Origin of the sequence: Streptomyces sp. NPDC001914, assembly GCF_042891215.1 — a bacterium.
In the GTDB taxonomy this organism is placed as follows: Bacteria; Actinomycetota; Actinomycetes; order Streptomycetales; family Streptomycetaceae; genus Streptomyces.
In genome coordinates this window covers 283,806-306,895 of record NZ_JBIASW010000002.1, presented here as the reverse complement: position 1 = coordinate 306,895, position 23,090 = coordinate 283,806, and the positions used below count along the sequence as shown (strand labels likewise).

The 23,090-nt window shown below is 72.7% G+C and carries 21 protein-coding genes; 7 read left to right on the top strand and 14 right to left on the bottom strand.

Going from position 1 to position 23,090, the window contains the following annotated elements; translation table 11 throughout:
- Nucleotides 1-24: 24 nt before the first annotated feature.
- Together ACFYYF_RS06450 and ACFYYF_RS06445 are read right to left on the bottom strand one after the other, a co-directional pair.
- On the bottom strand, nucleotides 25-1,425 hold the full coding sequence (locus ACFYYF_RS06450) for an endo-1,4-beta-xylanase (RefSeq protein ID WP_388772047.1): 1,401 nt from the start codon (nucleotides 1,423-1,425) through the stop codon (nucleotides 25-27).
- A 496-nt stretch (nucleotides 1,426-1,921) separates the two neighbouring features.
- Nucleotides 1,922-2,950: a LacI family DNA-binding transcriptional regulator gene (locus ACFYYF_RS06445; RefSeq protein WP_365480798.1), complete on the bottom strand. Its 1,029-nt coding sequence runs from the start codon at nucleotides 2,948-2,950 to the stop codon at nucleotides 1,922-1,924.
- Between the two features lie 138 nt (nucleotides 2,951-3,088).
- On the opposite strand from ACFYYF_RS06445, the gene ACFYYF_RS06440 reads away from it, so the two are divergent.
- From ACFYYF_RS06440 to ACFYYF_RS06425, 4 genes are read left to right on the top strand one after another with little or no spacing between them, the layout of a single operon-like run.
- A complete protein-coding gene (locus tag ACFYYF_RS06440; protein ID WP_388772044.1) occupies nucleotides 3,089-4,396 on the top strand; it encodes an ABC transporter substrate-binding protein in 1,308 nt (435 codons plus the stop codon).
- A 2-nt stretch (nucleotides 4,397-4,398) separates the two neighbouring features.
- A complete protein-coding gene (locus tag ACFYYF_RS06435; protein ID WP_388772947.1) occupies nucleotides 4,399-5,343 on the top strand; it encodes a carbohydrate ABC transporter permease in 945 nt (314 codons plus the stop codon).
- 4 nt (nucleotides 5,344-5,347) lie between these two features.
- Nucleotides 5,348-6,247: a carbohydrate ABC transporter permease gene (locus ACFYYF_RS06430; protein WP_388772042.1), complete on the top strand. Its 900-nt coding sequence runs from the start codon at nucleotides 5,348-5,350 to the stop codon at nucleotides 6,245-6,247.
- Between the two features lie 50 nt (nucleotides 6,248-6,297).
- Nucleotides 6,298-8,604 carry a glycoside hydrolase family 3 N-terminal domain-containing protein gene (locus tag ACFYYF_RS06425; RefSeq protein WP_388772039.1) on the top strand — a complete coding sequence of 769 codons (2,307 nt, stop codon included), beginning with the start codon at nucleotides 6,298-6,300 and terminating at the stop codon, nucleotides 8,602-8,604.
- 102 nt (nucleotides 8,605-8,706) lie between these two features.
- Here ACFYYF_RS06425 and ACFYYF_RS06420 read toward each other — a convergent pair whose 3' ends face one another.
- Genes ACFYYF_RS06420 through tsaB form a run of 4 tightly spaced genes read right to left on the bottom strand, consistent with a single transcriptional unit; the run spans nucleotide 8,707 to nucleotide 11,198 of the window.
- Nucleotides 8,707-8,961, bottom strand: coding sequence for a hypothetical protein (locus ACFYYF_RS06420; protein WP_388772036.1), 255 nt, complete (start codon nucleotides 8,959-8,961; stop codon nucleotides 8,707-8,709).
- Complete coding sequence (gene tsaD, locus ACFYYF_RS06415) at nucleotides 8,958-10,061, bottom strand: tRNA (adenosine(37)-N6)-threonylcarbamoyltransferase complex transferase subunit TsaD (protein WP_388772033.1); 1,104 nt, start codon at nucleotides 10,059-10,061, stop codon at nucleotides 8,958-8,960. The genes ACFYYF_RS06420 and tsaD overlap by 4 nt, the downstream gene beginning before the upstream one ends.
- Nucleotides 10,054-10,527, bottom strand: a complete 474-nt coding sequence (rimI, locus tag ACFYYF_RS06410; protein WP_361677329.1) for a ribosomal protein S18-alanine N-acetyltransferase — start codon at nucleotides 10,525-10,527, stop codon at nucleotides 10,054-10,056. Before rimI ends, tsaD begins: the two co-directional genes overlap by 8 nt.
- A 17-nt stretch (nucleotides 10,528-10,544) precedes the next feature.
- Nucleotides 10,545-11,198 carry a tRNA (adenosine(37)-N6)-threonylcarbamoyltransferase complex dimerization subunit type 1 TsaB gene (tsaB, locus tag ACFYYF_RS06405; protein ID WP_388772031.1) on the bottom strand — a complete coding sequence of 218 codons (654 nt, stop codon included), beginning with the start codon at nucleotides 11,196-11,198 and terminating at the stop codon, nucleotides 10,545-10,547.
- 110 nt (nucleotides 11,199-11,308) lie between these two features.
- Between tsaB and ACFYYF_RS06400 the strand changes: the two genes are divergently transcribed.
- Nucleotides 11,309-11,866: a hypothetical protein gene (locus ACFYYF_RS06400; protein ID WP_388772029.1), complete on the top strand. Its 558-nt coding sequence runs from the start codon at nucleotides 11,309-11,311 to the stop codon at nucleotides 11,864-11,866.
- 153 nt (nucleotides 11,867-12,019) lie between these two features.
- Here the strand turns inward: ACFYYF_RS06400 and ACFYYF_RS06395 are convergent, their stop codons facing one another.
- From ACFYYF_RS06395 to glmS, 8 genes are all read right to left on the bottom strand, one after another.
- Nucleotides 12,020-12,205 carry a hypothetical protein gene (locus ACFYYF_RS06395; RefSeq protein WP_388772026.1) on the bottom strand — a complete coding sequence of 62 codons (186 nt, stop codon included), beginning with the start codon at nucleotides 12,203-12,205 and terminating at the stop codon, nucleotides 12,020-12,022.
- 233 nt (nucleotides 12,206-12,438) lie between these two features.
- Nucleotides 12,439-12,972 (bottom strand): tRNA (adenosine(37)-N6)-threonylcarbamoyltransferase complex ATPase subunit type 1 TsaE, encoded by a 534-nt coding sequence (tsaE, locus tag ACFYYF_RS06390; RefSeq protein WP_361676641.1) that lies wholly within the window; start codon nucleotides 12,970-12,972, stop codon nucleotides 12,439-12,441.
- Entirely contained in the window at nucleotides 12,938-14,173 is a 1,236-nt protein-coding gene (locus ACFYYF_RS06385) for an alpha/beta hydrolase (RefSeq protein ID WP_361676644.1), read from the bottom strand. Before ACFYYF_RS06385 ends, tsaE begins: the two co-directional genes overlap by 35 nt.
- Before the next feature lie 156 nt (nucleotides 14,174-14,329).
- Nucleotides 14,330-15,502 (bottom strand): alanine racemase, encoded by a 1,173-nt coding sequence (gene alr / locus ACFYYF_RS06380; protein ID WP_388772022.1) that lies wholly within the window; start codon nucleotides 15,500-15,502, stop codon nucleotides 14,330-14,332.
- 103 nt (nucleotides 15,503-15,605) lie between these two features.
- Entirely contained in the window at nucleotides 15,606-16,430 is an 825-nt protein-coding gene (locus ACFYYF_RS06375) for a L,D-transpeptidase family protein (RefSeq protein WP_388772019.1), read from the bottom strand.
- Between the two features lie 669 nt (nucleotides 16,431-17,099).
- The gene (locus ACFYYF_RS06370; RefSeq protein ID WP_388772017.1) at nucleotides 17,100-18,530 is read right to left on the bottom strand and encodes an NAD(P)H-hydrate dehydratase; all 1,431 of its coding nucleotides are present in this window, start codon (nucleotides 18,528-18,530) and stop codon (nucleotides 17,100-17,102) included.
- A 123-nt stretch (nucleotides 18,531-18,653) separates the two neighbouring features.
- The gene (locus ACFYYF_RS06365) at nucleotides 18,654-19,025 is read right to left on the bottom strand and encodes a holo-ACP synthase (protein ID WP_388772015.1); all 372 of its coding nucleotides are present in this window, start codon (nucleotides 19,023-19,025) and stop codon (nucleotides 18,654-18,656) included.
- 68 nt (nucleotides 19,026-19,093) lie between these two features.
- Complete coding sequence (gene glmS, locus ACFYYF_RS06360) at nucleotides 19,094-20,941, bottom strand: glutamine--fructose-6-phosphate transaminase (isomerizing) (RefSeq protein WP_388772013.1); 1,848 nt, start codon at nucleotides 20,939-20,941, stop codon at nucleotides 19,094-19,096.
- A 168-nt stretch (nucleotides 20,942-21,109) separates the two neighbouring features.
- Between glmS and coaA the strand changes: the two genes are divergently transcribed.
- Nucleotides 21,110-22,099, top strand: coding sequence for a type I pantothenate kinase (gene coaA / locus ACFYYF_RS06355; RefSeq protein WP_361676660.1), 990 nt, complete (start codon nucleotides 21,110-21,112; stop codon nucleotides 22,097-22,099).
- Between the two features lie 38 nt (nucleotides 22,100-22,137).
- Nucleotides 22,138-23,088 carry a DUF389 domain-containing protein gene (locus ACFYYF_RS06350; protein WP_388772010.1) on the top strand — a complete coding sequence of 317 codons (951 nt, stop codon included), beginning with the start codon at nucleotides 22,138-22,140 and terminating at the stop codon, nucleotides 23,086-23,088.
- Nucleotides 23,089-23,090: the final 2 nt, after the last annotated feature.

The window sequence follows — 23,090 nt, the reverse complement described above, 5'->3', positions numbered from 1 at the left end:
CCCGGAGCTGAAGCGCCCGCCCCCTCAGCCCAGTGTCACCGTGGGCACGGGGTTGCCCCCGCTCCAGGAGGCGTTGAACCCGAAGGTCACCGAACCGCCGTCCGGGACGGTCCCGTTGTAGGAGGCGTTGGCGCAGCTCACGGCCGCGCCGTTCTGGGTGCAGGTCGCGTTCCAGGCCTGGGTGATCCGCTGGCCCGCGCCGTACGTCCAGTTCACCTTCCACGAGGAGAGCGCGGCCCCGGAGCACGCGATGCGCACCTGGCCGGTGAATCCGGTGTTCCACTGGGTCTGGACGCTGTACGTGGCCGTGCACGCGCCCGTGGGTGGTGTCGTGGTGCCTCCGCCGAGCGAGGCCGCGATGGCGCCGTACGCCGGTTTGGGCGCGTAGTTCTCGTCGTACGGGGTCGCCGCGCCGTAGCCCGGGAAGACGTCCGGGATCCAGGAGTCGGAGTCGGTGAAGCCCCACACGGTCACGCCGTGGCAGCGGGTCACGGCGACGCAGGCGTCGAACACCGCCTTGTAGTCGGCGGCCTGCTGGGCCAGTTTCACGCTGTCGGAGGGGAGCTGCATGCGGATGTCCAGCTCCGTGACCGCGACGTCGACGCCGAGGTCGGCGAAGCGCTGGATGTTCTGCTGGAGGGTGCCGGGGACCTGGCCGAGGATGAGATGGGCCTGGAGGCCGACGCCGTCGATCGGGACGCCTCGCGCCTTCAGGGACTTGACCAGGTTGTACAGGGCGGTGCTCTTGGCGTTGACGCCCTCGACGTTGTAGTCGTTGATGTAGAGCTTGGCGCTCGGGTCGGCGGCGTGCGCCCAGGTCAGCGCCTGGGCGATGTAGTCGGTGCCGAGGCCGTTGTACCAGAGGGTCGAGCGGTAGGTGCCGTCCTCGTTGAAGGGCTCGTTGACGACGTCCCAGGCGGCCAGCTTCCCCTTGTAGCGGGTGACTTCGGTGGTGATGTGGTCCTGGAGCAGACCGCTCAGCTCGGCGGTGGTCCAGGTGCCGTTCGTCAGCCAGCTCGGGTTCTGGCTGTGCCAGACCAGGGTGTGACCGCGTACCTGCTGGTTGTGGGCCTGCGCGAACGCGACGATCTGGTCGGCCTCGGCCCAGTCGAAGCCGCCCCGGGTGGGCTCGACGGTGCCCCATTTCATGGCGTTGCCCGGGGTCAGCGAGTTGAACTGGCTCCCGGCGATGTCGCCGTACGCGCCGGTCAGCCTGGAGCCGGTGACGGCGGTGCCGATGGCCTTGCCCTTCGCGGCGGCGAGGTCGCGCAGCGGGGTGGCGGCGGCGTGCGCCGTCGTGCCGGCCGCGTGTGCCGTCGTGCCGGCCGTGAGCAGGGCGGCGACCGTCACTCCCCCGGCGAGCAGGGCGGTGGCCGCGCGGCGTAAGGAGCGGGGTCGGGCGGAGCGGGTTCGGGAGGTTCTCATGGCGGGTGCCTCCGAAAGTTTCGGCTGTACAACCGATTGACTTCGCAGGAGTGTGAAGGCGGACGCCCCACCCGTCAACCACTCCCCGGGTCACCCCACCCCCTGTTTTTCGCCCCCTCCGCCCCTACCCGTCCCGTACCTGGGGCTCCGCCCCAGACCCCGCTCCTCAAACGCCGGAGGGGCTGGAACGTTGCCCCGTACCCGAGAGGTGGGCCCCTGGGGCTCCGCCCCAGACCCCGCTCCTCAAACGCCGGAGGGGCTGAAACTTTTGCCGGCCGGGCCTGAATCCAGTACTCGCACCCGCAGCCGGGATCCAGCGGCGTGGCCCGGACGGGCCACCACGACGCACCCGCACCCGCACCCGGCAACGCACGCGAGGGGACGTGTCGGTACATCGATGGCCGTCGCCACTAACGGTCACTTCTCTGCCCGACAGCGACGGCCTGATGCACCGGCGCGGCCCCGACCCACCCACCGGCGGGAACCGGAACCGGTACTACGCCGGAGGCGCACCCGTGCTGCTGCGGACCACCAGGCTGGTCGCCAGCTCCATCCGCGTCCCGGCCGACGGCCTCTCCTGGCGGCTCAGGTCCAGCACCAGCTTCGCCGCCGCCTCGGCCATCTCCGTCAGCGGCTGCCGCACGGTCGTCAGCGGCGGCCCCACCCAGCGCGCCACCGGCAGATCGTCGAAGCCGACGACGCTCAGGTCCTCGGGAATGCGCAGCCCCAGCTCACGGGCCGCCTCGTAGAGGCCGAGCGCCTGGAGGTCGTTGCCGGCGAAGACGGCCGTGGGCCGGTCGGGACGGCGCAGCAGATCGAGGCCGATCCGGTGACCGGCCTCGTGGTGGAAGTCCCCGGCGACGATCAGCGAGGGGTCGACGGGCAGCCCGGCCGTCTCCAGCGCCGCGCGGTAGCCGTCGACCCGTGCCCGGCTGCACATCATCCGGGACGGCCCGCTGATGGCGCCGATCCGGGTGTGGCCGAGTTCGACGAGATGGCGGGTGGCGGCGAGACCTCCCTGCCAGTTGGTGGCGCCGATGGAGGGCACGTCGACGCCCGGATCACCCGCCGGGTCCATCACCACGAACGGGATGGACCTGCTGTTCAGCAGGGCGCGCTGGGAGTCGTCGAGGCCCGACAGAACGAGGATCACACCGTGCGGGCGCCGGGCGGCGACCTGGTCGGCCCAGGTCCGGCCGGGAGTGAGCCGCCCGGCGGACTCGGAGAGCACCACGCTGAGGCCGGCGTCCCGGGCGACGTTCTCGACGCCCCGGATGACCTCCATCGCCCAGGCGCTCTCCAGCTCGTGGAAGACCAGGTCGATCAGCGGCGAGCGGGAAGCCTCGGCCCGGCGGCGCCGGTAGCCGTAGGCGTGCAGCAGCTCCTCGACGCGGGAGCGGGTCGCGGGCGCGACGTCGGCACGACCGTTGAGGACTTTCGAAACAGTCGGAGCCGAGACACCGGCCTCCCGGGCGATCTCGGCCAGCGTCGCCGTCTGTGCTTCTGCGGACTTCCCAGGCTTCATGGCGGCGATCGTATATCTGCGCACCCCCTTGACGGGCTCATCGGATCGCCTTACGTTCCCGGAACATTCGAAATAAAACTCGAAACATTCGCGATGGATCATCGGCGATCCCTCGCGCCTACCGAGAGGTGCCGTCCTATGGAGTCCTACAGCAGACGTTGGTTCCTCGGCGCGGGCACGGCCGCCCTGGCCTCTGTCGGCGGGCTCACCGCCTGCGGCTCCGACGGCGACTCGGGCGCCGGCGGGACGCTCACCGCCTTCGTCTACGGCGACGACGCGGCGAAGATCCAGGTCAAGTCCGTCAACCGGTTCAACGCGTCGGCCGCGGCGAAGAAGGCCAAGGGCAGCATCAAGCTGCAGAAGGTGCCCGCGACCGACTACCCGGCCAAGCTGCGCACGGCGATGGGCTCGCCCAACGCCCCCGACGTGTTCTTCAACTGGGGCGGCGGCTCCATCAAGGCCTACCGCGAGGCCGGCCAACTGGTCGACCTGACCGACGTCATCACGTCCGACCCGGTGCTCAAGAGCGGCTTCCTGCCGTCAGTGCTGGCGTCGGGCGGACTGGACGGCAAGAACTACGGCGTGCCGATGCGCGGCATGCAGCCCGTGATCCTCTTCTACAACAAGACGGTCTTCGAGGAGAACAAGCTCCAGCCGCCCACCACCTGGGACCAGTTGCTGGACATCAACACCAAGCTGAAGAAGGCGAACATCACCCCGTTCGCGCTGGGCGGGGCGGACATCTGGCCCGAGCTGATGTGGCTGGAGTACCTGGTCGACCGGATCGGCGGCCCCCAGGTCTTCGAGAAGATCAAGAACGGTGACGCCTCCGCCTGGGGCGACCCGGCCGTCCTCAAGGCCGCCCAGACGGTCAAGGAGCTGATCGACGACGGCGCCTTCGGCAAGGGCTACAGCTCGGTGGGCTACGGCAACGGCGGCGCACCCGCGGTCTTCGCCAAGGGCAAGGCGGCGATGCACCTGATGGGTTCGTGGGAGTACTCCACGCAGCTCGGCAAGTTCCCCGACTTCGCCAAGAAGAACCTGGGCTGGTGCGCCTTCCCGAAGATCGAGGGCGGCGCCGGCGACATCCGCAACGTGGTCGGCAACCCCACCAACTACTGGTCGGTGAACGCCCGTACGTCCAACAAGGACGCGGCGATCGCCTTCCTGCGGGACTCCGCCTCCCTGGCCTACACGAAGGAACTCATCGCCAACGGTGACGTCCCGGCCACCTCGAACGCGGCGAACCTCCTGGACGCCTCGCCGAACCCGGAGTTCGCCAAGTTCCAGTACGAGATGGTCCAGCAGGCCCCGGCGTTCACGCTGAGCTGGGACCAGGCGGTCGACCCCGACGTGTCGACGCCGATGCTCACCGAGGTCAACAAGCTGTTCGTGGGCAAGTCCTCGCCGACGCAGTTCGTGTCGGCGCTCAAGGAGCTGAAGTGAGCCTGACGCAGGTCAAGGGCGGCCCGCGCGACAACGCGGGCCGCCCCCGCTCCGGTGGACGCGACAGGACCAGTGGGCGCAACAGGACCGGCGGGCGCAACAGGACCGGCCGCCCGAGCGCGGCACTGGCCCTCCCCGGCGTCCTGTTCTTCGCGTTCTTCGCCCTCGCCCCGATGGTCCTGGCCCTCTACCTGTCGTTCACGAAGTGGAACGGCCTGGGCGACCCGGAGCCGGTCGGTCTGGCCAACTGGCGCAAGCTGCTGAGCGACGACCGGCTGACCCAGTCGCTGACGGTCACCGTCTCACTGACGGTGGTGAGCTGGGCGTTCCAGACGGTGATCTCACTCCTGCTGGGCGTGTGGGCGGCGGGCGGACAGCGCAACCGCGCGGTGCTCTCGGCGATCTTCTTCGTGCCGTTCCTGCTGTCGTCGACGGCGATCTCGCTGCTGTTCTACGCGCTGCTCGACCCGAACTTCGGCATCATCCACAAGGACACCCTCGGCACGACGAGCGGAGCGTTCCTCGCGATCGTGTTCGTCGGCGGCTGGCAGTTCGTCCCGTTCCACACCCTGATCTACCAGGGCGGGGCACGACAGATCCCCGAAGTCCTGTACCAGGCGGCCGCGATCGACGGCGCCGGCCGCTACCGCCAGTTCTTCTCGATCACGCTCCCGCAGCTCCGCAACACGGTGACGACGTCGAGCGTGCTGATGATCGTCGGCTCGCTGACGTACTTCGAGACGGTCCTGATCCTCACCCAGGGCGGTCCGGGCACCGACACGGCGATCCTGCCGTACCTGATGTACGAGGCCGGCTTCAAGAGCTACGACTTCGGCTATGCGAGCGCCGTCGCCTCCTTCCTGGTGCTCGCGGCGACCGCGTTGTCCCTGCTGATGGTGAAGCTGTCCGGCTTCGGCGCGATGCGCAGCACCCGGGAAGGGATGTGACGGCATGTCACACGACACATTGCCCCGCCCCGTGAGGACGGACTCCGTACCGACCACCGAGCGGCCAGGGCGTCGCCGCAGGCACTGGACCCGGCGCGCCAACCCGCTCGCCGGAGCCGGGGCGCTGATCTGGCTGGCCGTCGTGATCGTCCCGATCTACGCGATGATCTCGGCCTCGCTCACCCACCAGGACGAGGCGCTGGGCCACAACGCCCTGAAGCCGCCGTCCCGTCCGACCCTGGACAACTACAACACCGTCCTGCACAACGGCTTCGGCCACCTGCTGTGGAACACGGTGCTCGCGGCGGCCGGGGTCGTCCTGATCGTCCTCGTGCTGTGCGTCCCGCTGTCCTACGTGGCCGTACGGACCCGCAGCGTCTGGTCGGGGGCCGCGTTCCGGCTGTTCCTGCTGGGCGTGGCGATCCCCGCGCAGGCCGTCGTGGTGCCGCTCTATCTGATGATCGCCAAGCTGAACCTGTACGACAGCCTGCTCGCGATCGTCCTGCCGACCGCCGCGTTCGCCATGCCGGTGTCGGTGCTGATCCTCACCGGCACGCTGCGGGACATCTCGGAGGAGATGTACGAGGCGATGGCGCTGGACGGCGCCTCCACGACCCGGATGCTGTTCCAGCTCGTCATCCCGATGGCCAAGGGCGGCATCAGTACCGTCGTCATCTTCTCGGCGCTGCAGGCCTGGAACGGCTTCCTCTTCCCGCTGATCTTCACCCAGTCCGACGGGCCCCGGGTGCTGACCCTCGGCCTGTTCAACTACGTGAGCGAGTTCGGCGTGAACATTCCCGCGATCCTCGCCTCCGTCGTCCTCTCCGGTGTGCCGATCTTCATCGTGTACCTGGTGGCCCGCCGCGCGCTGGTCGGCGGCCTCATGGGTGTGGGCGGCAAGTGAACATGTACGACCTGGGGCGGTCGAACCCCCCTTTTCCCGACAGGAGTTCCATGACCACCGCTCCCTGGCGCGACCCCGCCCTGCCCGCCGCGACCCGCGTCGACGACCTGCTCTCCAGGATGACCCTGGAGGAGAAGACCGCCCAGCTCTACGGCGTGTGGGTGGGCGCCGCCACGGACGGCGCCGGAGTCGCCCCGCTCCAGAGCGAGATGGCCTCCGCCTACGACTGGGACGAGCTGATCACCCGCGGCCTCGGCCAGCTCACCCGCTCCTTCGGCACCGCCCCCGTGGACCCGGCGCTGGGCGCGCAGGCCCTGGCCCGCGCCCAGCGCCGGATCGCCGAGGCGGGCCGCTTCGGCATCCCGGCGGTCGCCCACGAGGAGTGCCTGGCGGGCTTCACGGCCTGGCGGGCGACGGCGTACCCGGTCCCGCTGGCCTGGGGCGCCGCCTTCGACCCGGCGCTGGTGGAGGAACTGGGCCGGCGCATCGGCGAGGACCTGCGTTCGGTCGGCGTCCACCAGGGCCTCGCCCCGGTCCTGGACGTGGTCCGCGACCTGCGCTGGGGCCGGGTGGAGGAGACGATCGGCGAGGACCCGTACCTGGTCGGCACCGTCGCCACCGCCTATGTGCGGGGCCTGGAGTCGGCCGGGATCGTGGCCACGCTCAAGCACTTCGCCGGGTACGCGGCCTCGGCCGGGGCCCGGAACCTGGCGCCGGTGCGGGCCGGGGTGCGCGAGCTCGCCGACGTCACGCTGCCGCCGTTCGAGATGGCGCTGCGCGAGGGCGGCGCCCGTTCGGTGATGGCCGCCTACAACGACACGGACGGCGTCCCGGCGTCGGCCGACCCGTATCTGCTGACCGAGCTGCTGCGCGAGGAGTGGGGCTTCACGGGCACGGTGGTCTCGGACTACTTCGGTGTCGGCTTCCTCCAGTCGCTGCACCGGGTGGCCGGCAGCGAGGCGGAGGCGGCGCACAAGGCGCTGGAGGCCGGCATCGATGTCGAGCTGCCCACGCTGAAGTGCTACGGCGAGCCGCTGGTGGCCGCGGTCCGCGCGGGCACCGTCCCCGAGTCGCTGATCGACCGGGCGGCCCGCCGGGTGCTGCTCCAGAAGTGCGAGCTGGGCCTGCTGGACGAGGACTGGCGGCCCGAGACCGGCCGCCCGGTCGACCTGGACTCCGCGGGCAACCGGGCGCTCGCCCGCAGGCTCGCCGAGGAGTCGGTGGTCCTGCTGGACAACGCGGACGGCGTGCTGCCGCTGGCCCCGGACACCCGGATCGCGGTGGTCGGCCCGCGCGCGCACGACCCCCTGGCGATGCTCGGCTGCTACTCGTTCCCCTCGCACGTGCTCGCGCACCACCCCGGGGTGCCCACCGGCGTGGACATCCCGACCGTGCTCGACGCGCTGCGCGCCGAACTGCCGGACGCCAAGGTGACGTTCGCGCGGGGCTGCGAGGTCTCGGAGCCGGACCGGTCCGGTTTCGAGGAGGCCGTGGCACGGGCCGCCGAGGCCGACGTGTGCGTGGCGGTGCTCGGCGACCGGGCCGGACTCTTCGGCCGGGGCACCTCCGGGGAGGGCTGCGACGTGGCCGACCTCGGTCTGCCGGGCGTGCAGGGCGAACTGCTCGACGCCCTGGTCGCCACGGGGGTCCCGGTGGTCCTGGTGCTGCTCACCGGCCGCCCCTACGCGCTGGGCCGCTGGCAGGACCGGCTCGGTGGCGTGGTCCAGGCGTTCTTCCCCGGAGAGGAGGGCGGCCCCGCGCTGGCGGGCGTGCTGTCCGGCCGGGTCGGCCCCTCGGGCAGGCTGCCGGTGAGCGTGCCGCGCGATCCGGGCGGCCAGCCGTGGACGTACCTCCAGCCGCCGCTGGGCCTGGCGGGCGAGGTGAGCAACCTGGACCCGACGCCGCTGTACCCGTTCGGCCACGGCCGCTCGTACACGTCGTTCGACTGGGAGGCGGCCGAGGTGCCCGAGGCCGAGATCGCCACGGACGGTTCGTACGACGTGTCGGTGACCGTCCGCAACACCGGTGAGCGGGCGGGCGCCGAGGTCGTCCAGCTCTACCTGCACGACCCGGTGGCCTCGGTGACCCGCCCGGACGTGCGGCTGATCGGCTACCGGCGTCTGGAGCTGGCCGCGGGCGAGGCCCGCCGGGTGACCTTCCGCTTCCACGCGGACCTCTCGGCGTTCACCGACCGCACCGGCACCCGGATCGTCGAACCCGGTGCCCTGGAGCTGCGGCTCGGCGCCTCCAGCGCGGACGTACGCCACACGGCCCGGCTGAACCTGACGGGTCCGGTGCGGCACCCGGGCACGGACCGGCGTCTGCACTGCGAGACCGAGGTCGAGCCGGCGTCCTGATCCGGGGGGGGGAGGGCCCGGTCCCCGTGGGCCGGGCCCCGGTGGGCCGGGCCCGCGCCTGACGCGCGGTCCCGGGTCACCGGTACGCAGGCACCGCCGTCGTCATCGGTCCACCTGCTCGAAGCGCCACCGGTGCACCGCTCGGGACACCAAGTCCCCTTCCGGCTCCGGGAGTTCGGGAAGTTCGGCGTCGTACGGCGCGTCCCACCAGGTGATGACGAGGACCCGGTCCTGGGGCGCCCGCAGGATCTCCCGGCGCACCGGCTCCCCGGGGATCGCCTGCCCGCGCACCCAGGCGAGCAGGTCCTCGCCCCGGCCGGCGGCGGCCCGGGCCTCCCACATCAGCGCGACGGTCACGGGTAGAGGTTCTCCTTCGCGACCTCGTGCACGTGATCGTGCGTGTGCGTGTGCCCGCGCCCCGGCACGTGCGGGTCCGTCACCGGCAGCGAGGAGTCCGCCGACAGGTCCCAGTCGGAGGCGGCCCGGTTCCGGGCGACCATCTCGGCGCCCAGCGCCGCGACCATCGCGCCGTTGTCCGTGCACAGCTTGGGGCGCGGCACCCGCAGCCGGATGCCGGCGGCCTCGCAGCGCTCCTGGGCGAGCACCCGCAGCCGCGAGTTCGCGGCCACGCCGCCGCCGATCATGAGGTGGTCGACGCCCTCGTCCTTGCACGCGCGGACGGCCTTGCGGGTGAGCACGTCCACGACGGCCTCCTGGAAGGACGCGGCCACGTCGCGCACCGGCACCTCCTCCCCCGCCGCCCGCTTGGCCTCGATCCAGCGGGCCACGGCGGTCTTCAGACCGGAGAAGGAGAAGTCGTAGGCCGGGTCGCGCGGGCCGGTGAGGCCGCGCGGGAACGTGATGGCGTTCGGGTCGCCCTCCTTGGCGTACCGGTCGATGACCGGGCCGCCGGGGAAGCCGAGGTTCAGCACGCGCGCGATCTTGTCGAAGGCCTCGCCGGCCGCGTCGTCGATGGTCGCGCCCATCGGCCGTACGTCGGAGGTGATGTCGGTGGACAGCAGCAGCGAGGAGTGGCCGCCGGACACCAGCAGGGCCATCGTCGGCTCCGGCAGCGCGCCGTGCTCCAGCTGGTCCACACAGATGTGGGAGGCCAGGTGGTTCACGCCGTACAGCGGCTTGCCGAGCGCGTAGGCGTACGCCTTCGCGGCCGAGACGCCGACGAGCAGCGCCCCGGCGAGCCCGGGTCCGGCGGTGACCGCGATGCCGTCCAGGTCCCTGGCCGACACCCCCGCCTCCTTCAGCGCCCGCTCGACGGTCGGGACCATCGCCTCCAGGTGCGCCCGGGACGCGACCTCGGGCACGACCCCGCCGAACCGCGCGTGCTCGTCGACGCTGGACGCGATGGCGTCCGCGAGCAGGGTGTGGCCGCGGACGATGCCGACGCCGGTCTCGTCGCAGGAGGTCTCGATGCCGAGGACGAGGGGTTCGTCAGCCATGGGTCTCTGTTCCTTGTACGGAGGTCGATGGGTCGTGCAGCCGCATCACCAGGGCGTCGATGTTCCCCGGCTGGTAGTAGCCGCGCCGGAAGCCGATGGGCTCGAAGCCGAAGCGCTCGTACAGCTTCTGCGCGCGTACGTTGTCGACGCGGCACTCGAGCATCACCTCGGCGCAGTCGAAGTCGCTGGCGGCCCGCAGCAGTTCGGTGAGCAGCCGGCCGCCGAGGCCGGTGCCCCACTGGTCCTGGCGCACCGCGATCGTCTGCACGTCGCCCAGGTCTCCCGAGGCGGCGAGCCCGGCGTAGCCGACGAGCGCGTCGCCGTCGCAGGCGACCAGATAGCGCCGGGTCGCCTCCGGCCCGCGGGCGTGGGCGAGTTCGGACCAGAACATGCCCCGGGACCAGGCGTCGACGGGGAAGAGTTCCTTCTCCAGCTCCAGTACGGGATCGATGTCCCACCAGCGCATCTCGCGCAGCACGGCGGTCACTTGGGGGTGACCACCTTGTAGTTCTTGGGCACCTGGGCGTCCGGGCGGCGCAGGTACAGCGGCCTGGGCGGCTCCAGCTCCTCCCCGGCGGCCAGCTTCTCGGCGGCCAGGGAGGCGAGGGCCGCGGCCGAGACGTTCTCGGGCGCGCGGGCGTCCGGGAAGGTGTCGGGGTACAGGAGGGCGCCCGCGCCGACGGCGGGCAGCGCGGTGACCGCCTCGTCGATCTCAGCGGGGCGGTCCACGGCGGGCTCCGACAGCCGCGTACGGCGGTCGGCGTACCGCGCCCAGTAGACCTCCTTGCGCCGGGCGTCCGTGGCGACGACGAACGGCCCCTCCACGTCGGCGGCGTAGGCGAGCCCGTCGAGGGTGCACACGCCGTGCACGGGCACGCCGAGCGCGACGCCGAAGGTGTCGGCGGTCATGAGGCCGACGCGCAGCCCCGTGTAGGGGCCGGGGCCGACGCCGACGACGATGCCGGTGACGGCGTCCAGCCCGAGGCCTGCCTCGGTGAGCACCCGGTCGACGGCCGGCAGCAGCAGCTCTCCGTGCCGGCGCGCGTCCACCTGGCTCGACGAGGCGATGACGGACGTGCCGTCGTGCAGGGCGACGGTCACGGCGGGGGTGGCGGTATCCAGAGCGAGCAAGAGCACGCAAACAGCCTACGGCGCCGGAGCCCGGCGCAAGGCCGCCCGGGACTCCCGTCCCTCGGCTGCTACCGTCAGCGCAAGGACGTACGAAGGTCGAGAGGTGGGCACACAAGGTGGCTAGGAGCAGCTCGGGAATCGTGGCCGGGCTCACCGTGGCGGCGCTCGCGGCAGTCGGCTTCCTCGCCTTCCAGGCACAGGCGAACGTTCCGGACACCTTGGGCGCGCCGAGCGGAAGCGTTTCCCCCAAGGCCTCCGCCCCCAAGACGCCCAAGGCCGCCAAGAAGAACCCGAACGCGCTGCCGGCCCCGTCCGGGACCGGAGTGCGGGTCGTCTACTCGCTCGGCAGCGACCGGGTGTGGCTCGTCGGCGCCGGGAACAGGGTGAAGCGCACCTTCGAGGTCACCCCGGGCACGGTCGACCCGGCCGCCGGCACGTACGCCGTCACCTCGCGGACCGGTTCGACCCCCGGGTCCGACGGCACGCAGATCGAGCACGTCGTGCGGTTCTCGCTGGCCGACGGCGTCGCCTTCGGCTTCAGCGCCGCGGTGAACGGCTCCACCGAGGCTCCCGACCCCGAGAAGAAGCTCGGCGGCATCCGCTCCACGCGCGCCGACGGCGACGCGATGTGGGCGTTCGCGACCGTCGGAGCGAAGGTCGTCGTCATCAAGTAACACCCGGCACCCGGCGCCGCGCGGGCGCCGAGACCGTCGCGCCCGGCTCGTACGGCCCGCGCAGGCGTCCGGAGTGCCGTACCCGGCCCGTGCGACGCGCGCAGGTGTCCGGTCAGGAGGCCGCGCGCCGGTGTCCGGCGCCCCTGGGGTGCGTCAGGCGGCTCTGCGGGGGCTCTGCTCGCCCGGGTCGGCCAGAGGGGCGCGAGGGGGTCTGGACACCGCCTCCGCCGCGGCGCACGCCGCCAGCAGATCCCGCATCGACACCCCGGCCACCGCGCGCGGCGCGGCCTGCACGTCACGTTCTGAAGCCGGCACTGCAGCCGACTCTGATGCCGACATGGACGCCTCCTCGGGCTTCGGGGGCAAGCGTGGTTAGGTAGACCTAACTACGTACTGATGTCCATGTGACCACGGCCGGGACGCCGAACGCAATATTTTGCCGACGTCCTGTCGGAATCGTTGGCCGAATGTACGCCCGAGGGCCGCCCGGGCCGCGGGCGAGGGCGGGTCGGGCGGCGGGCGGACGCGTGCGGCGCCGGCCGGAGACGGGGCGGGCTCCGGGCGGAGACGGGTCAGGCGGCGAGGACCGTCAGGTCGGCGGCGGCCCAGCGCCCTCCGAGTCCCGTGACCGTCACGTGCCGCACCTCGTCGGTGGTGTCCCCGACGGCCCGGTGGATGACGACGTTCAACCGGTCGTCGGTCAGCTCCTCGACCTTGCCCTCGCCCCACTCCACCACGATCACGGAGTCGGAGAGCGAGACGTCGAGGTCCAGGTCCTCCATCTCGTCGAGCCCGCCGCCGAGGCGGTACGCGTCCACGTGCACGAGCGGCGGCCCGTCGCCGAGGGAGGGGTGCACGCGGGCGATGACGAAGGTCGGCGAGGTGACCGCGCCGCGGACGCCGAGCCCCTCGCCGAGCCCGCGGGTCAGCGTGGTCTTGCCCGCGCCGAGCTCGCCGTTCAGCATCACGAGGTCCCCCGCGCGCAGCAGCTTGGCCAGTCTGCGGCCCAACTCCTGCATCTGTCCGGGCGAGTTGACGGTGATCTGCACGCCGACGCCGTCCTGGGCGGGCTCAGCCGGGTTGTGCGCTGCTGCTGGTGCTTCCATAACCGCCCACGGTAGCCCCTGCCGGGACGGCTCCGGCGCGCACGAGGAGGTCCGCGAGGCGGTCTATGACGACCTCGGGGTGCTCCAGCATGACCAGGTGTCCGGCGTCCGGGACGAGCACCAGCTCGGCGTCCGGCAGCAGGTCGGCGATCGCCTCGCTGTGCTCGCTCGGTGTCACCAGGTCCTTCACTCCGGCGAGGACGAGGACGGGCATCTCGGCGAACCGGGCCAGCGCGGCGGTCTTGTCGTGCTCGGTGAACGCCGGGTAGAACTCGGCGACCACGTCGATCGGCGTTCCCTCGATCATCCGTTCGGCGAACCGCTCGACCGCCGGATCGACGTCCCGGCCCGCGAACGAGTACCGCTTGATGACCCCGGCGAACAGGTCGGCCGTGGCCCGCCGCCCCCGCTCCACCAGGGCCGCCTGCTGTCCGAGTGCCTTCAGCACCCCGGGGAGCACGCGCCGCACGGCGGCGACGCCCGCGACGGGCAGCCCGAAGTTGACCTCGCCGAGCCGTCCCGACGACGTGCCGACCAGGGCGACGGCGACGACCCGGTCGCGGATCAGCTCGGGGAACTGCTCCGCGAGCGCCATGACGGTCATGCCGCCCATGGAGTGCCCGACGAGCACGATCGGGCCCTCGGGCACCGCCGCCTCGATGACGGCCAGCAGGTCGCGGCCGAGCTGGTCGATGGTGACCGGCTTGCGGTCCTCCAGCTGGGCCACACCCCGCCCGGACCGGCCGTGACTGCGCTGGTCCCAGTGCACCGTGCGCACGACACCGCGCAGCGCCGCACGCTGGAAGTGCCAGCTGTCCTGATTGAGGCAGTAGCCGTGACTGAAGACGACGGTGACGGGTGCGGGCGCCTTGCGTCCGAAGAGCCGGCGCCGGCGCGGGGCCAGCGAGGCCTCCGGCTCGGCCTCGTCGACCTCGTAGTACAGCTCGGTGCCGTCGTCCGAGAACGCCTTGCCCGGTGTGCCGCGCAGGGTGCCGTACGGACCGGTGGAGTCGAGGGCGAGACGGGCCTTCTTGCGCATGCCGCGCCCGACCGTGAGCCGCTCGATCGCGACTCCGGCCGCGGCGCCCGCCGCGACCACGCCTATCGCGGCCCCCGCGACACCGGCCCTGCGCCAGTTCCCGGCGGAGGCGGCGGCCGTCGAGGCCGCGCTCACGACGGCCTCCGCGCTGGTCTCGCTCACGTACCGCTCCTCTTCGCTCCGGATCTCGGCTGTCCGCTGTCCGCTGTCGGCTGTCCGCTGTCGCCCTGGGCTGCGCGCCGGCCGGGCTCCCGCCCGCCGTGGACCGCCCGGCGTTCCTCGCCCGCCGGGCCCGCGCGCCTGTTCGACTACAGGGTGCTACCCGTCCTGTTCCTCGTTCACCTTCACGTAGACGCGCGGAACGCGGGTTCCGATGCGGGTGACGATCTCGTACGCGATCGTGCCCGCCGCGCGCGCCCAGTCCTCGGCGGTGGGCTCGCCGTCGTCGCCGGGACCGAAGAGGACGGCCCGGGCGCCGGGCTCCGGCTCGTCGCCGCCGAGGTCGACGACGAACTGGTCCATCGCGACCCGGCCCGCGACGGTGCGCCACTTGCCGCCCACCAGGACGGGGCCGGTGCCCGAGGCGTGCCGCGGGATCCCGTCCGCGTAGCCGACGGGGACGAGGCCGAGGGTGGTCTCGCCCGGGGTGACGTAGTGATGGCCGTAGCTCACGCCGTGGCCGGCCGGTACGTGCTTGACCAGCGCGAGCGACGCGCTCAGCGTCATCACCGGGCGCAGTCCGAAGTCGGCGGGGGTGCCGAGCTCGGGGCTCGGCGAGATCCCGTAGACCGCGATCCCGGTCCGTACGAGGTCGAAGTGGCTCTCGGGGAGGGTGAGGGTCGCGGGCGAGTTGGCGATGTGCCGCACCTCGGGGCGCACGCCCTGCTCCTCGGCGTACGCCACCATCTCGCGGAACAGTGCGAGCTGGGCCTGGATCGAGGGGTGGCCCGGTTCGTCGGCGCAGGCGAAGTGGGACCACAGTCCGGTCACGGTGATCAGCCCGCGCGCCTCGGCGGCCAGGGCCCCGGCGACGAGCTCGGCCCAGTCGGCGGGCTGGCAGCCGGCGCGTCCGAGGCCGGTGTCCGCCTTGAGCTGCACCCGGGCCCGCACACCGACGGTCTCCGCGGCCGCCACGGCCTCGCGGAGCGCCCACATCCCGCTGACCGACACGTCGATGTCGGCCTCGATCGCCTCGGCCCAGGGGCCGCCCGGGGTCCAGAGCCAGCACATGACGCGTCCGGGCAGGCCGGCCGCCCGCAGGGCCAGCGCCTCCTCCGGGGTGGCCGTGCCGAGCCACGTGGCGCCCGCCTCGCGTGCGGCGCGGGCGCACTGGACCGCGCCGTGGCCGTACGCGTCGGACTTGACCACGGCCATCAGGGCCGCGGTCGGCGCGTGGGCACGCAGGGCCCGCACGTTGGCTCGCAGGGCGGCCAGATCGATCTCCGCGCGGGCGCGCAGGGGCGCCGTGGGCGGGTGTGCTGTCTCTGTCATCGCGCCCCAGTCTCTCAGAGGCGTACGGCGGCCTCCCGGCACCGGTCCCCGGGAGGGGTCCGGTGAGCGGCCCGGACCCGGGCGGGTCCCCTGTCCGCCGCCCCTACCGGCGGGGCCGTCGGCCCCACACGTAGACGCGGTCGCCCTTCCGCAGGACCTTCCAGAGCCCGCGGGCGTCGGCGAGCCGCAGATTCACGCAGCCCATGGAGCCGCCGACGGTACGGATGCTGCCGCGGACGGCGTGGAAGGCCTGCCCTCCGCTGAAGAACTGGGCGTACGGCATGGGGCTGTTGTAGAGGGTCGACCAGTGGTTGCGGTTCCGCAGGTAGATCCGGAACCAGCCGGTGCGGGTGGGGTGCCGGACGCTGCCGCTGCGCATCGGCACGGGGCCGTACAGGATCCGGCCCCGCTGCTGCACCCAGGTGCGCTTGCGGGTGAGGTCGACGCAGGCGACCCGGTAGGACCGGACAGGGCAGCCACGGAGGACCCGCTTGTGCCCCTTATGCCCCTCGTACCCCTCGTTCCCCCTGTGGCTCTTGTTGCCCTTATGGCTCTTGTGACCCTTCTCCGGCTCATGGCGCTCGTGCCGCTCGCGCCGCTCGTGCGGGGCTTCGCCGGCCGACAGCGCCCGCATGCGGGCCCAGGTCGCCGGTCCGGCGGTCCCGTCGGCGGGCTCGACGCCGTGCTTCCTCTGGAAGGCACGGATGGCCCTGCAGTCCCCCGCTGACTGCTTCCCGTCCACCCGCAGCTTCAGCCACCGCTCGGCTTCCCGCTGACGGACGCCCCGCCGCCCGCCGCACCTGCCGGGCCCGGCCCCGGGCGAGCCGGACGCGACGGGCGCGAACCCGGCCGCCGTGGCCGCGCCCGGCCCCTGCCGATCCGGGGGCGTGTCCCGCGGCCTCCGTCCGATGGCGGGGATGTCCCGCATGCTCCGTCCGCCGGCGCGCGTGTCCACGGGAACCGAGAGGGCCTGCGGCATCCGCACGCCAGGGCCCCCGACCGGCCAGGACGGTCGCGGACCTCCCGCCGCTCCTGGCCACGGCTCGACGACCCGTCCGGGGGCGGGCGGCAGCGGGGCCGACTCGGCCGCCACCGCCCCCAACGGCACGGCCGTCACCACCGCCAGCAGCAGCCCGATCCCCCGGCAAGCACTTCGTCCGCTCATCACGCGAACAGACATACGCAACACCCACCGCCCCCGGCAGACGCCACACGCAAAGGGTCCCCCGATCTGGGCAACGCCCGGACAGCCACCCCCCGGCCCGCCGGCATCGGCGGTCGGGGCGAGCGCGATGCAGGTCAGGGAGGCGGGCAGGCCCCCGGCGGGGAAGTCAGCCGGTCCGGGACGGGAGCCGGGGTGCCTCGGCCGGGGCCGCTGACCGCGGCCCGACACGGCCGACGGCCCTGTCGGACACACGTGCCGCACCGGGCTTCGGCTGCCCGCAGCCGTCAGCTCGTGGGCGGCTGATGGTGGTGTCGGGCGAGCGCGCCGCTCCATGCTTCCGGTGCCCACGGCCCGAAGGCGGCCGACCGCCTTCACGCGAGGGTGTCGCGGCGGGCCTCCGGTGCCCGCAGCCAGGGACAGCCGGCGAGGGTGTCAGGCCAGCGTGTCGCGCCAGGCTTCCGGGATGGCTGTGGCCACGTCGTGGGCGCCTGCCGGGGCGCCGTCCGCCGCGAAGCGGCCGGCGAGGCCGTGCAGGTACGCGGCGACACTGCCCGCGTCGAGCGCGGAGAGCCCCGAGGCCAGCAGCGACCCCGCGAGCCCCGACAGCACGTCCCCGCTCCCCGCGGTGGCCAGCCACGCCGTCCCGGTGGCGTTCACCCGTACCGCGCCCCCCGTGGGATCGGCGACCAGTGTCGTGGCCCCCTTGAGGAGGACCGTCGCCCCGTACAGCCCCGCCAGTTCCCGTACGGAGGCCAGCCGGGCCTCCTCCACCGCCTCCCGGGCGACCCCGAGCAGCGCGGCGGCCTCCCCGGCGTGCGGGGTCATCAGCGTCGGCGCGGTGCGGGCCCGCACGGCCCCCCGGTCGGCGAGCCGCAGCCCGTCCGCGTCCACCAGCACCGGCACGTCCACGTCCAGCACCTCCGCGACCGCCGAGGCGTCGTCACCGGCCCCCGGGCCCGCCACCCAGGCCTGCACCCGTCCCGCCTTCGACGGCCCGGCGCCGGACACCAGCGTCTCGGGGAAGCGGGCGATGACGGCGTCCGCGGCGGGCCCGACGTACCGCACCGCCCCGGCGCCACCGCGCAGCGCCCCGGCCACGGCGAGCACCGCGGCCCCGGGATAGCGGGCGGACCCGGCCGCGATCCCGACGACACCGCGCCGGTACTTGTCGCTCTCGGCTCCCGGAAACGGCAGCCGGGCCGCGACGTCGGCGTGCTGGAGCGCCTCCACGTCGGCCGGCTCCGGCAGGTCGAGCCCGATGTCGACGAGGCGCACGGAACCGGCGTACCCGCGCGCCGGTTCGATGAGCAGCCCCGGCTTGTGGGTGCCGAAGGTGACGGTGAGGTCGGCGCGTACGGCCGCGCCCAGCACCTCCCCGGTGTCCGCCTCGACCCCGCTCGGGAGGTCGACGGCCACGACGGCGGCCCGTGAGACGTGCGCGAGTTCCGCGAGGCGCGCCGCGTCCGGCCGCAGGCCGCCCTTCCCGCCGATCCCGACGATGCCGTCGACCACGAGGTCGGCCCGCCTGAGGAGCGGTTCGGCGGCGGCCGGATCGGCCGTGGTGCCCCCGGCGCGCAGCAGCGCCGCCAGTCCACCCGGATGGGTCCTTTCGGGGGCGAGCCGCACCGCGGTGACACCGGCACCCCGGCGGGCGAGCCTCGCCCCGGCGTACAGGGCGTCGCCGCCGTTGTCCCCGCTGCCCACCAGCAGCACCACCCGGCGGCCGTAGACCCGGCCCAGCAGGTCGGCGCAGGCGGCGGCGAGCCCGGCGGCGGCCCGCTGCATCAACGCCCCTTCGGGGAGCCGTGCCATCAGCTCCCGCTCGGCGGTCCTCACGGTCTCCACGCTGTACGCAGTACGCATGCCGTCGAGTCTCCCGCACCGGCCCGCCCCGTGCGCGTCCCCGCACCGGGCGGGCCCACCGGACGCCCTGTGCACTCCCGGGACACCGTGCGGGTCCGCGAGCCGTCCGCGGGAGGTGTCCGGCTAGCCCTCCGCCACCACCACCGCCGAGGCCACCCCGGCGTCGTGACTGAGCGACACGTGCCAGGAACACACGCCCAGTTCGGCCGCGCGGGCCGCCACCGTGCCCTTCACCCGCAGCCTGGGCTGCCCGCTGTCCTCCACGTAGACCTCGGCGTCCGTCCAGTGCAGCCCGGCCGGGGCGCCCAGCGCCTTGGCGAGCGCCTCCTTCGCCGCGAAGCGGGCGGCGAGCGAGGCGATGCCCCGCCGTTCACCGCTGGGCAGCAGCAACTCGCTCTCCACGAAGAGACGTTCGGCCAGCCCAGGCGTCCGCTCCAGCGACGCCCGGAACCGGTCGATCTCGGCCACGTCGATACCGACCCCGATGATGCTCATGGCGGCACCCTAGAGGGTCCGCACCCCTCGGGACGGGGCCACGGCGCGGCCTCGCGCGGCGGCGCCGCTCACTCCACCGTCACGGACTTCGCCAGGTTGCGCGGCTGGTCCACCTCGTTGCCCCGGGCCGTCGCCAGTTCGCAGGCGAACACCTGGAGCGGGACCGTCGACACCAGCGGCTGGAGCAGGGTGGGGGTGGCCGGGATGCGGATGAGGTGGTCGGCGTACGGGACGACCGCCTCGTCGCCCTCCTCCGCGATGACGATCGTGCGGGCGCCCCTCGCGCGGATCTCCTGGATGTTGGAGACGATCTTGTCGTGCAGGACCGAGCGGCCGCGCGGCGAGGGCGCCACGACGACCACCGGCATGTCCTCCTCGATCAGCGCGATCGGCCCGTGCTTGAGCTCGCCCGCCGCGAAGCCCTCGGCGTGCATGTACGCCAGTTCCTTGAGCTTGAGGGCGCCTTCCAGCGCGACCGGATAGCCCACGTGCCGGCCGAGGAACAGCACGGTGTCCTTGTCGGCGAGGGAGCGCGCGAGCTCCCGTACGGGCTCCATGGTCTCCAGGACCCGCTCGACCTCGCGGGAGATGCGCGACAGCTCCCGGATGACGGCCTGGATCTCGTCGCCCCACTTCGTGCCGCGCACCTGACCCAGGTACAGCGCCACCAGGTAGCAGGCCACCAGCTGGGTGAGGAACGCCTTGGTGGAGGCGACGGCGACCTCGGGGCCCGCGTGCGTGTACAGCACCGCGTCGGACTCGCGCGGGATCGTCGAGCCGTTGGTGTTGCAGATCGCCAGCACCCTGGCGCCCTGCTCGCGGGCGTGCCGCAGCGCCATCAGCGTGTCCATCGTCTCGCCGGACTGCGAGATGGCGATGACGAGCGTCTGCCGGTCAAGGATCGGGTCCCGGTAGCGGAACTCGCTGGCCAGCTCCACCTCGCACGGGATGCGCGTCCAGTGCTCGATGGCGTACTTGGCGATCAGCCCGGCGTGGAAGGCGGTCCCGCAGGCGACGATGACGACCTTGTCGGCCTCGCGCAGCGCCCGCACCGGGATGCGCACCTCGTCGAGCCTCAGCGAACCGGCCGCGTCGATCCGCCCCAGCAGCGTGTCGGCGACCGCCTTGGGCTGCTCGGCGATCTCCTTGAGCATGAAGTAGTCGTAGCCGCCCTTCTCCGCCGCCGACGCGTCCCAGTCGACGTGGTACGAGCGGACGTCCGCGGGGCTGCCGTCGAACCCGGTGACGGTCACACCGTCGCGGCGCAGTTCGACCACCTGGTCCTGGCCCAGCTCGATCGCGGAGCGGGTGTGGGCGATGAACGCGGCGACGTCCGAGGCGAGGAAGGCCTCGCCGTCGCCGACCCCGACCACCAGCGGCGAGTTCCGGCGCGCCCCGACGACCACGTCCGGCTCGTCGGCGTCCACGGCGACGAGCGTGAACGCGCCCTCCAGACGCCGGCACACCAGCCGCATCGCCTCCGCCAGGTCCGCGCACGAGGAGTACTCCTCGGCGAGCAGGTGGGCGACCACCTCGGTGTCCGTCTCGGAGGCCAGGTCGTGCCCCCGCCCGGCGAGTTCCTCGCGGAGCAGGGCGAAGTTCTCGATGATGCCGTTGTGGACGACGGCGACCCGGCCCGCGTTGTCGAGATGCGGATGGGCGTTGGCGTCCGTGGGGCCTCCGTGGGTGGCCCAGCGGGTGTGCCCGATTCCCGTCGTCCCGGCCGGCAGCGGTCTGCCGGCCAGTTCCTTCTCCAGGTTGACCAGCTTCCCGGCCTTCTTCGCGACGGCGAGTCCCCCGTCCGCGAGGACGGCGACACCCGCCGAGTCGTAACCCCGGTACTCGAGCCTCTTCAGTCCGGCCATCACCACGTCGAGCGCCGGCTGCGACCCCACATAACCCACGATTCCGCACATGGCGGCAGCGTACGGTCCCCCGCCCGCCGAAATCCGGCTCACCGTGCCCGATATCGGAAATTCAGGCCGCCTTTCAGGACCCGCCGACGGGCTCTTCGTCCCCCCGGCTGTCACCAGGCGTGACGGACCCCACCCTCCATCCCGTCCATACTCCCGTAACAATGGACTGTGATCTCTCCGGTCTCCTCGTTGCCGCGGAGCGCCCACCGGTCCAAGCCGGAGGCGACTCCCTACGTCGACCTCACCCGTGCCGAGTGGAGCGCGCTGCGCGAAAAGACGCCGCTCCCGCTGAACGCCGCGGAGGTCGAGAAGCTGCGCGGTCTGGGCGATGTCATCGACCTCGACGAGGTGCGGGACATCTATCTGCCGCTGTCCCGGCTGCTGAACCTGTACGTCGGCGCCACGGACGGGCTCAGAGGCGCGCTGAACACCTTCCTCGGCGAGAAGGGCTCGCAGTCCGGCACCCCGTTCGTCATAGGCGTCGCCGGTTCCGTGGCCGTCGGCAAGTCCACCGTGGCGCGACTGCTCCAGGCGCTGCTCTCCCGCTGGCCCGAGCACCCCCGGGTCGAACTGGTCACCACGGACGGCTTCCTGCTCCCCACCAAGGACCTCGAGGCGCGCGGGCTGATGTCGCGCAAGGGCTTCCCCGAGTCCTACGACCGCCGGGCCCTGACCCGGTTCGTCGCGGACATCAAGGCGGGCAAGGACGAGGTGACGGCGCCCGTCTACTCGCACCTGATCTACGACATCGTGCCCGGCGAGCGGCTCACCGTCCGCCGCCCCGACATCCTCATCGTCGAGGGCCTGAACGTGCTGCAGCCGGCGCTGCCCGGCAAGGACGGCCGCACCCGGGTCGGCCTCGCGGACTACTTCGACTTCAGCGTGTACGTCGACGCCCGCCCCGAGGACATCGAGCGCTGGTACCTGAACCGCTTCCGCAAGCTGCGCGCGACGGCCTTCCAGAAGCCCGACTCGTACTTCCGCAAGTACACCCAGGTCTCCGAGGAGGAGGCTCTCGACTACGCCCGGACGACCTGGCGCACCATCAACAAGCCGAACCTGCTGGAGAACGTGGCTCCCACCCGCGGCCGGGCGACCCTCGTCGTCCGCAAGGGCCCGGACCACAAGGTGCAGCGCCTGAGCCTGCGCAAGCTGTAGCCCTACGGCGCCGGGGCGGCGCCCACTAGTCTGCGGCCATGCTGCACCTGCGCCTGATCACTCCCGCCGACCGGACCGACGACGTCGTACGCCTGATCGAGAAGACGGTCGGCACCACGCACCTCGTCGTCCTTCCCGGCGCCGCCCGTGACCCGGCGGGCGACGTCATCATGTGCGACGTCGCCCGTGAGGCGGGTGACGAACTCATCCGCGGCCTGCGGGAGACGGGCATCGACCGCACGGGCTCGATCGCGGTCGAGGACATCGACCTGTCCTTGTCGAAGCGTGCGGACAGGGCGGAGGAGGAGGCCCCGGGCGAGGGCGCCGACGCGGTGCTGTGGGAGCACCTGGAGGAGGCCACGCACGAGGAGTCGACGCTGTCGGTGACCTACGTCGCGTTCATCACGATCGCGACGATGATCGCGGCCTGCGGTGTGGTGCTCGACAACGCGGTGCTGATCGTGGGTGCCATGGCCGTGGGGCCGGAGTTCGGTCCGCTGGCCGGGCTGTGCACGGCGATCGTGCAGCGCGGCGGACGCCTCGCCCTGCGCTCCCTGACGGCGCTGCTGGCCGGCTTCGCGATCGCCATGGCGGTGACGGTGCTCTTCAGCCTGTTCATGGACTCGGTGGGCCTGTTCAGCGAGGCTCAGCTGGAGGGGCCGCGGCCCAACACGGGGTTCGTCTACGCCCCGGACTGGTTCTCCTTCGTCGTCGCGGTGCTCGCCGGCGCGGCCGGCATGCTGTCGCTGACCTCGGCGAAGTCCGGTGCCCTGGTCGGTGTCGCGATCTCCGTGACGACGGTCCCGGCGGCCGCGAACGCGGCGGTGGCCCTGAGCTACGGCGACATGGGCCAGACGTGGGGCTCCACCAAGCAGTTGCTGTTCAACCTGCTCGGCATCGTGGTCGCCGGAACGCTCACGCTGATCGCCCAGAAGTGGTTCTGGGCCCGGCAGCGCGACCAGCGGCCCGCGCGGCAGCGGACCGCGTGACG

What these genes read in the sequence shown, in the direction of transcription:
- ACFYYF_RS06395 (WP_388772026.1), bottom strand. Translation starts at nt 12,205, where the DNA reads ATGTCGGCATCAGAGTCGGCTGCAGTGCCGGCTTCAGAACGTGACGTG.
- rimI (WP_361677329.1), bottom strand. Translation starts at nt 10,527, where the DNA reads ATGCGCTGGTGGGACATCGATCCCGTACTGGAGCTGGAGAAGGAACTC.
- ACFYYF_RS06375 (WP_388772019.1), bottom strand. Translation starts at nt 16,430, where the DNA reads ATGCGGGACATCCCCGCCATCGGACGGAGGCCGCGGGACACGCCCCCG.
- ACFYYF_RS06445 (WP_365480798.1), bottom strand. Translation starts at nt 2,950, where the DNA reads ATGAAGCCTGGGAAGTCCGCAGAAGCACAGACGGCGACGCTGGCCGAG.
- ACFYYF_RS06370 (WP_388772017.1), bottom strand. Translation starts at nt 18,530, where the DNA reads ATGCGTACTGCGTACAGCGTGGAGACCGTGAGGACCGCCGAGCGGGAG.
- ACFYYF_RS06440 (WP_388772044.1), top strand. Translation starts at nt 3,089, where the DNA reads ATGGAGTCCTACAGCAGACGTTGGTTCCTCGGCGCGGGCACGGCCGCC.
- ACFYYF_RS06365 (WP_388772015.1), bottom strand. Translation starts at nt 19,025, where the DNA reads ATGAGCATCATCGGGGTCGGTATCGACGTGGCCGAGATCGACCGGTTC.
- tsaD (WP_388772033.1), bottom strand. Translation starts at nt 10,061, where the DNA reads ATGGCTGACGAACCCCTCGTCCTCGGCATCGAGACCTCCTGCGACGAG.
- alr (WP_388772022.1), bottom strand. Translation starts at nt 15,502, where the DNA reads ATGACAGAGACAGCACACCCGCCCACGGCGCCCCTGCGCGCCCGCGCG.
- glmS (WP_388772013.1), bottom strand. Translation starts at nt 20,941, where the DNA reads ATGTGCGGAATCGTGGGTTATGTGGGGTCGCAGCCGGCGCTCGACGTG.
- ACFYYF_RS06430 (WP_388772042.1), top strand. Translation starts at nt 5,348, where the DNA reads ATGTCACACGACACATTGCCCCGCCCCGTGAGGACGGACTCCGTACCG.
- ACFYYF_RS06450 (WP_388772047.1), bottom strand. Translation starts at nt 1,425, where the DNA reads ATGAGAACCTCCCGAACCCGCTCCGCCCGACCCCGCTCCTTACGCCGC.
- ACFYYF_RS06425 (WP_388772039.1), top strand. Translation starts at nt 6,298, where the DNA reads ATGACCACCGCTCCCTGGCGCGACCCCGCCCTGCCCGCCGCGACCCGC.
- tsaE (WP_361676641.1), bottom strand. Translation starts at nt 12,972, where the DNA reads ATGGAAGCACCAGCAGCAGCGCACAACCCGGCTGAGCCCGCCCAGGAC.
- ACFYYF_RS06350 (WP_388772010.1), top strand. Translation starts at nt 22,138, where the DNA reads ATGCTGCACCTGCGCCTGATCACTCCCGCCGACCGGACCGACGACGTC.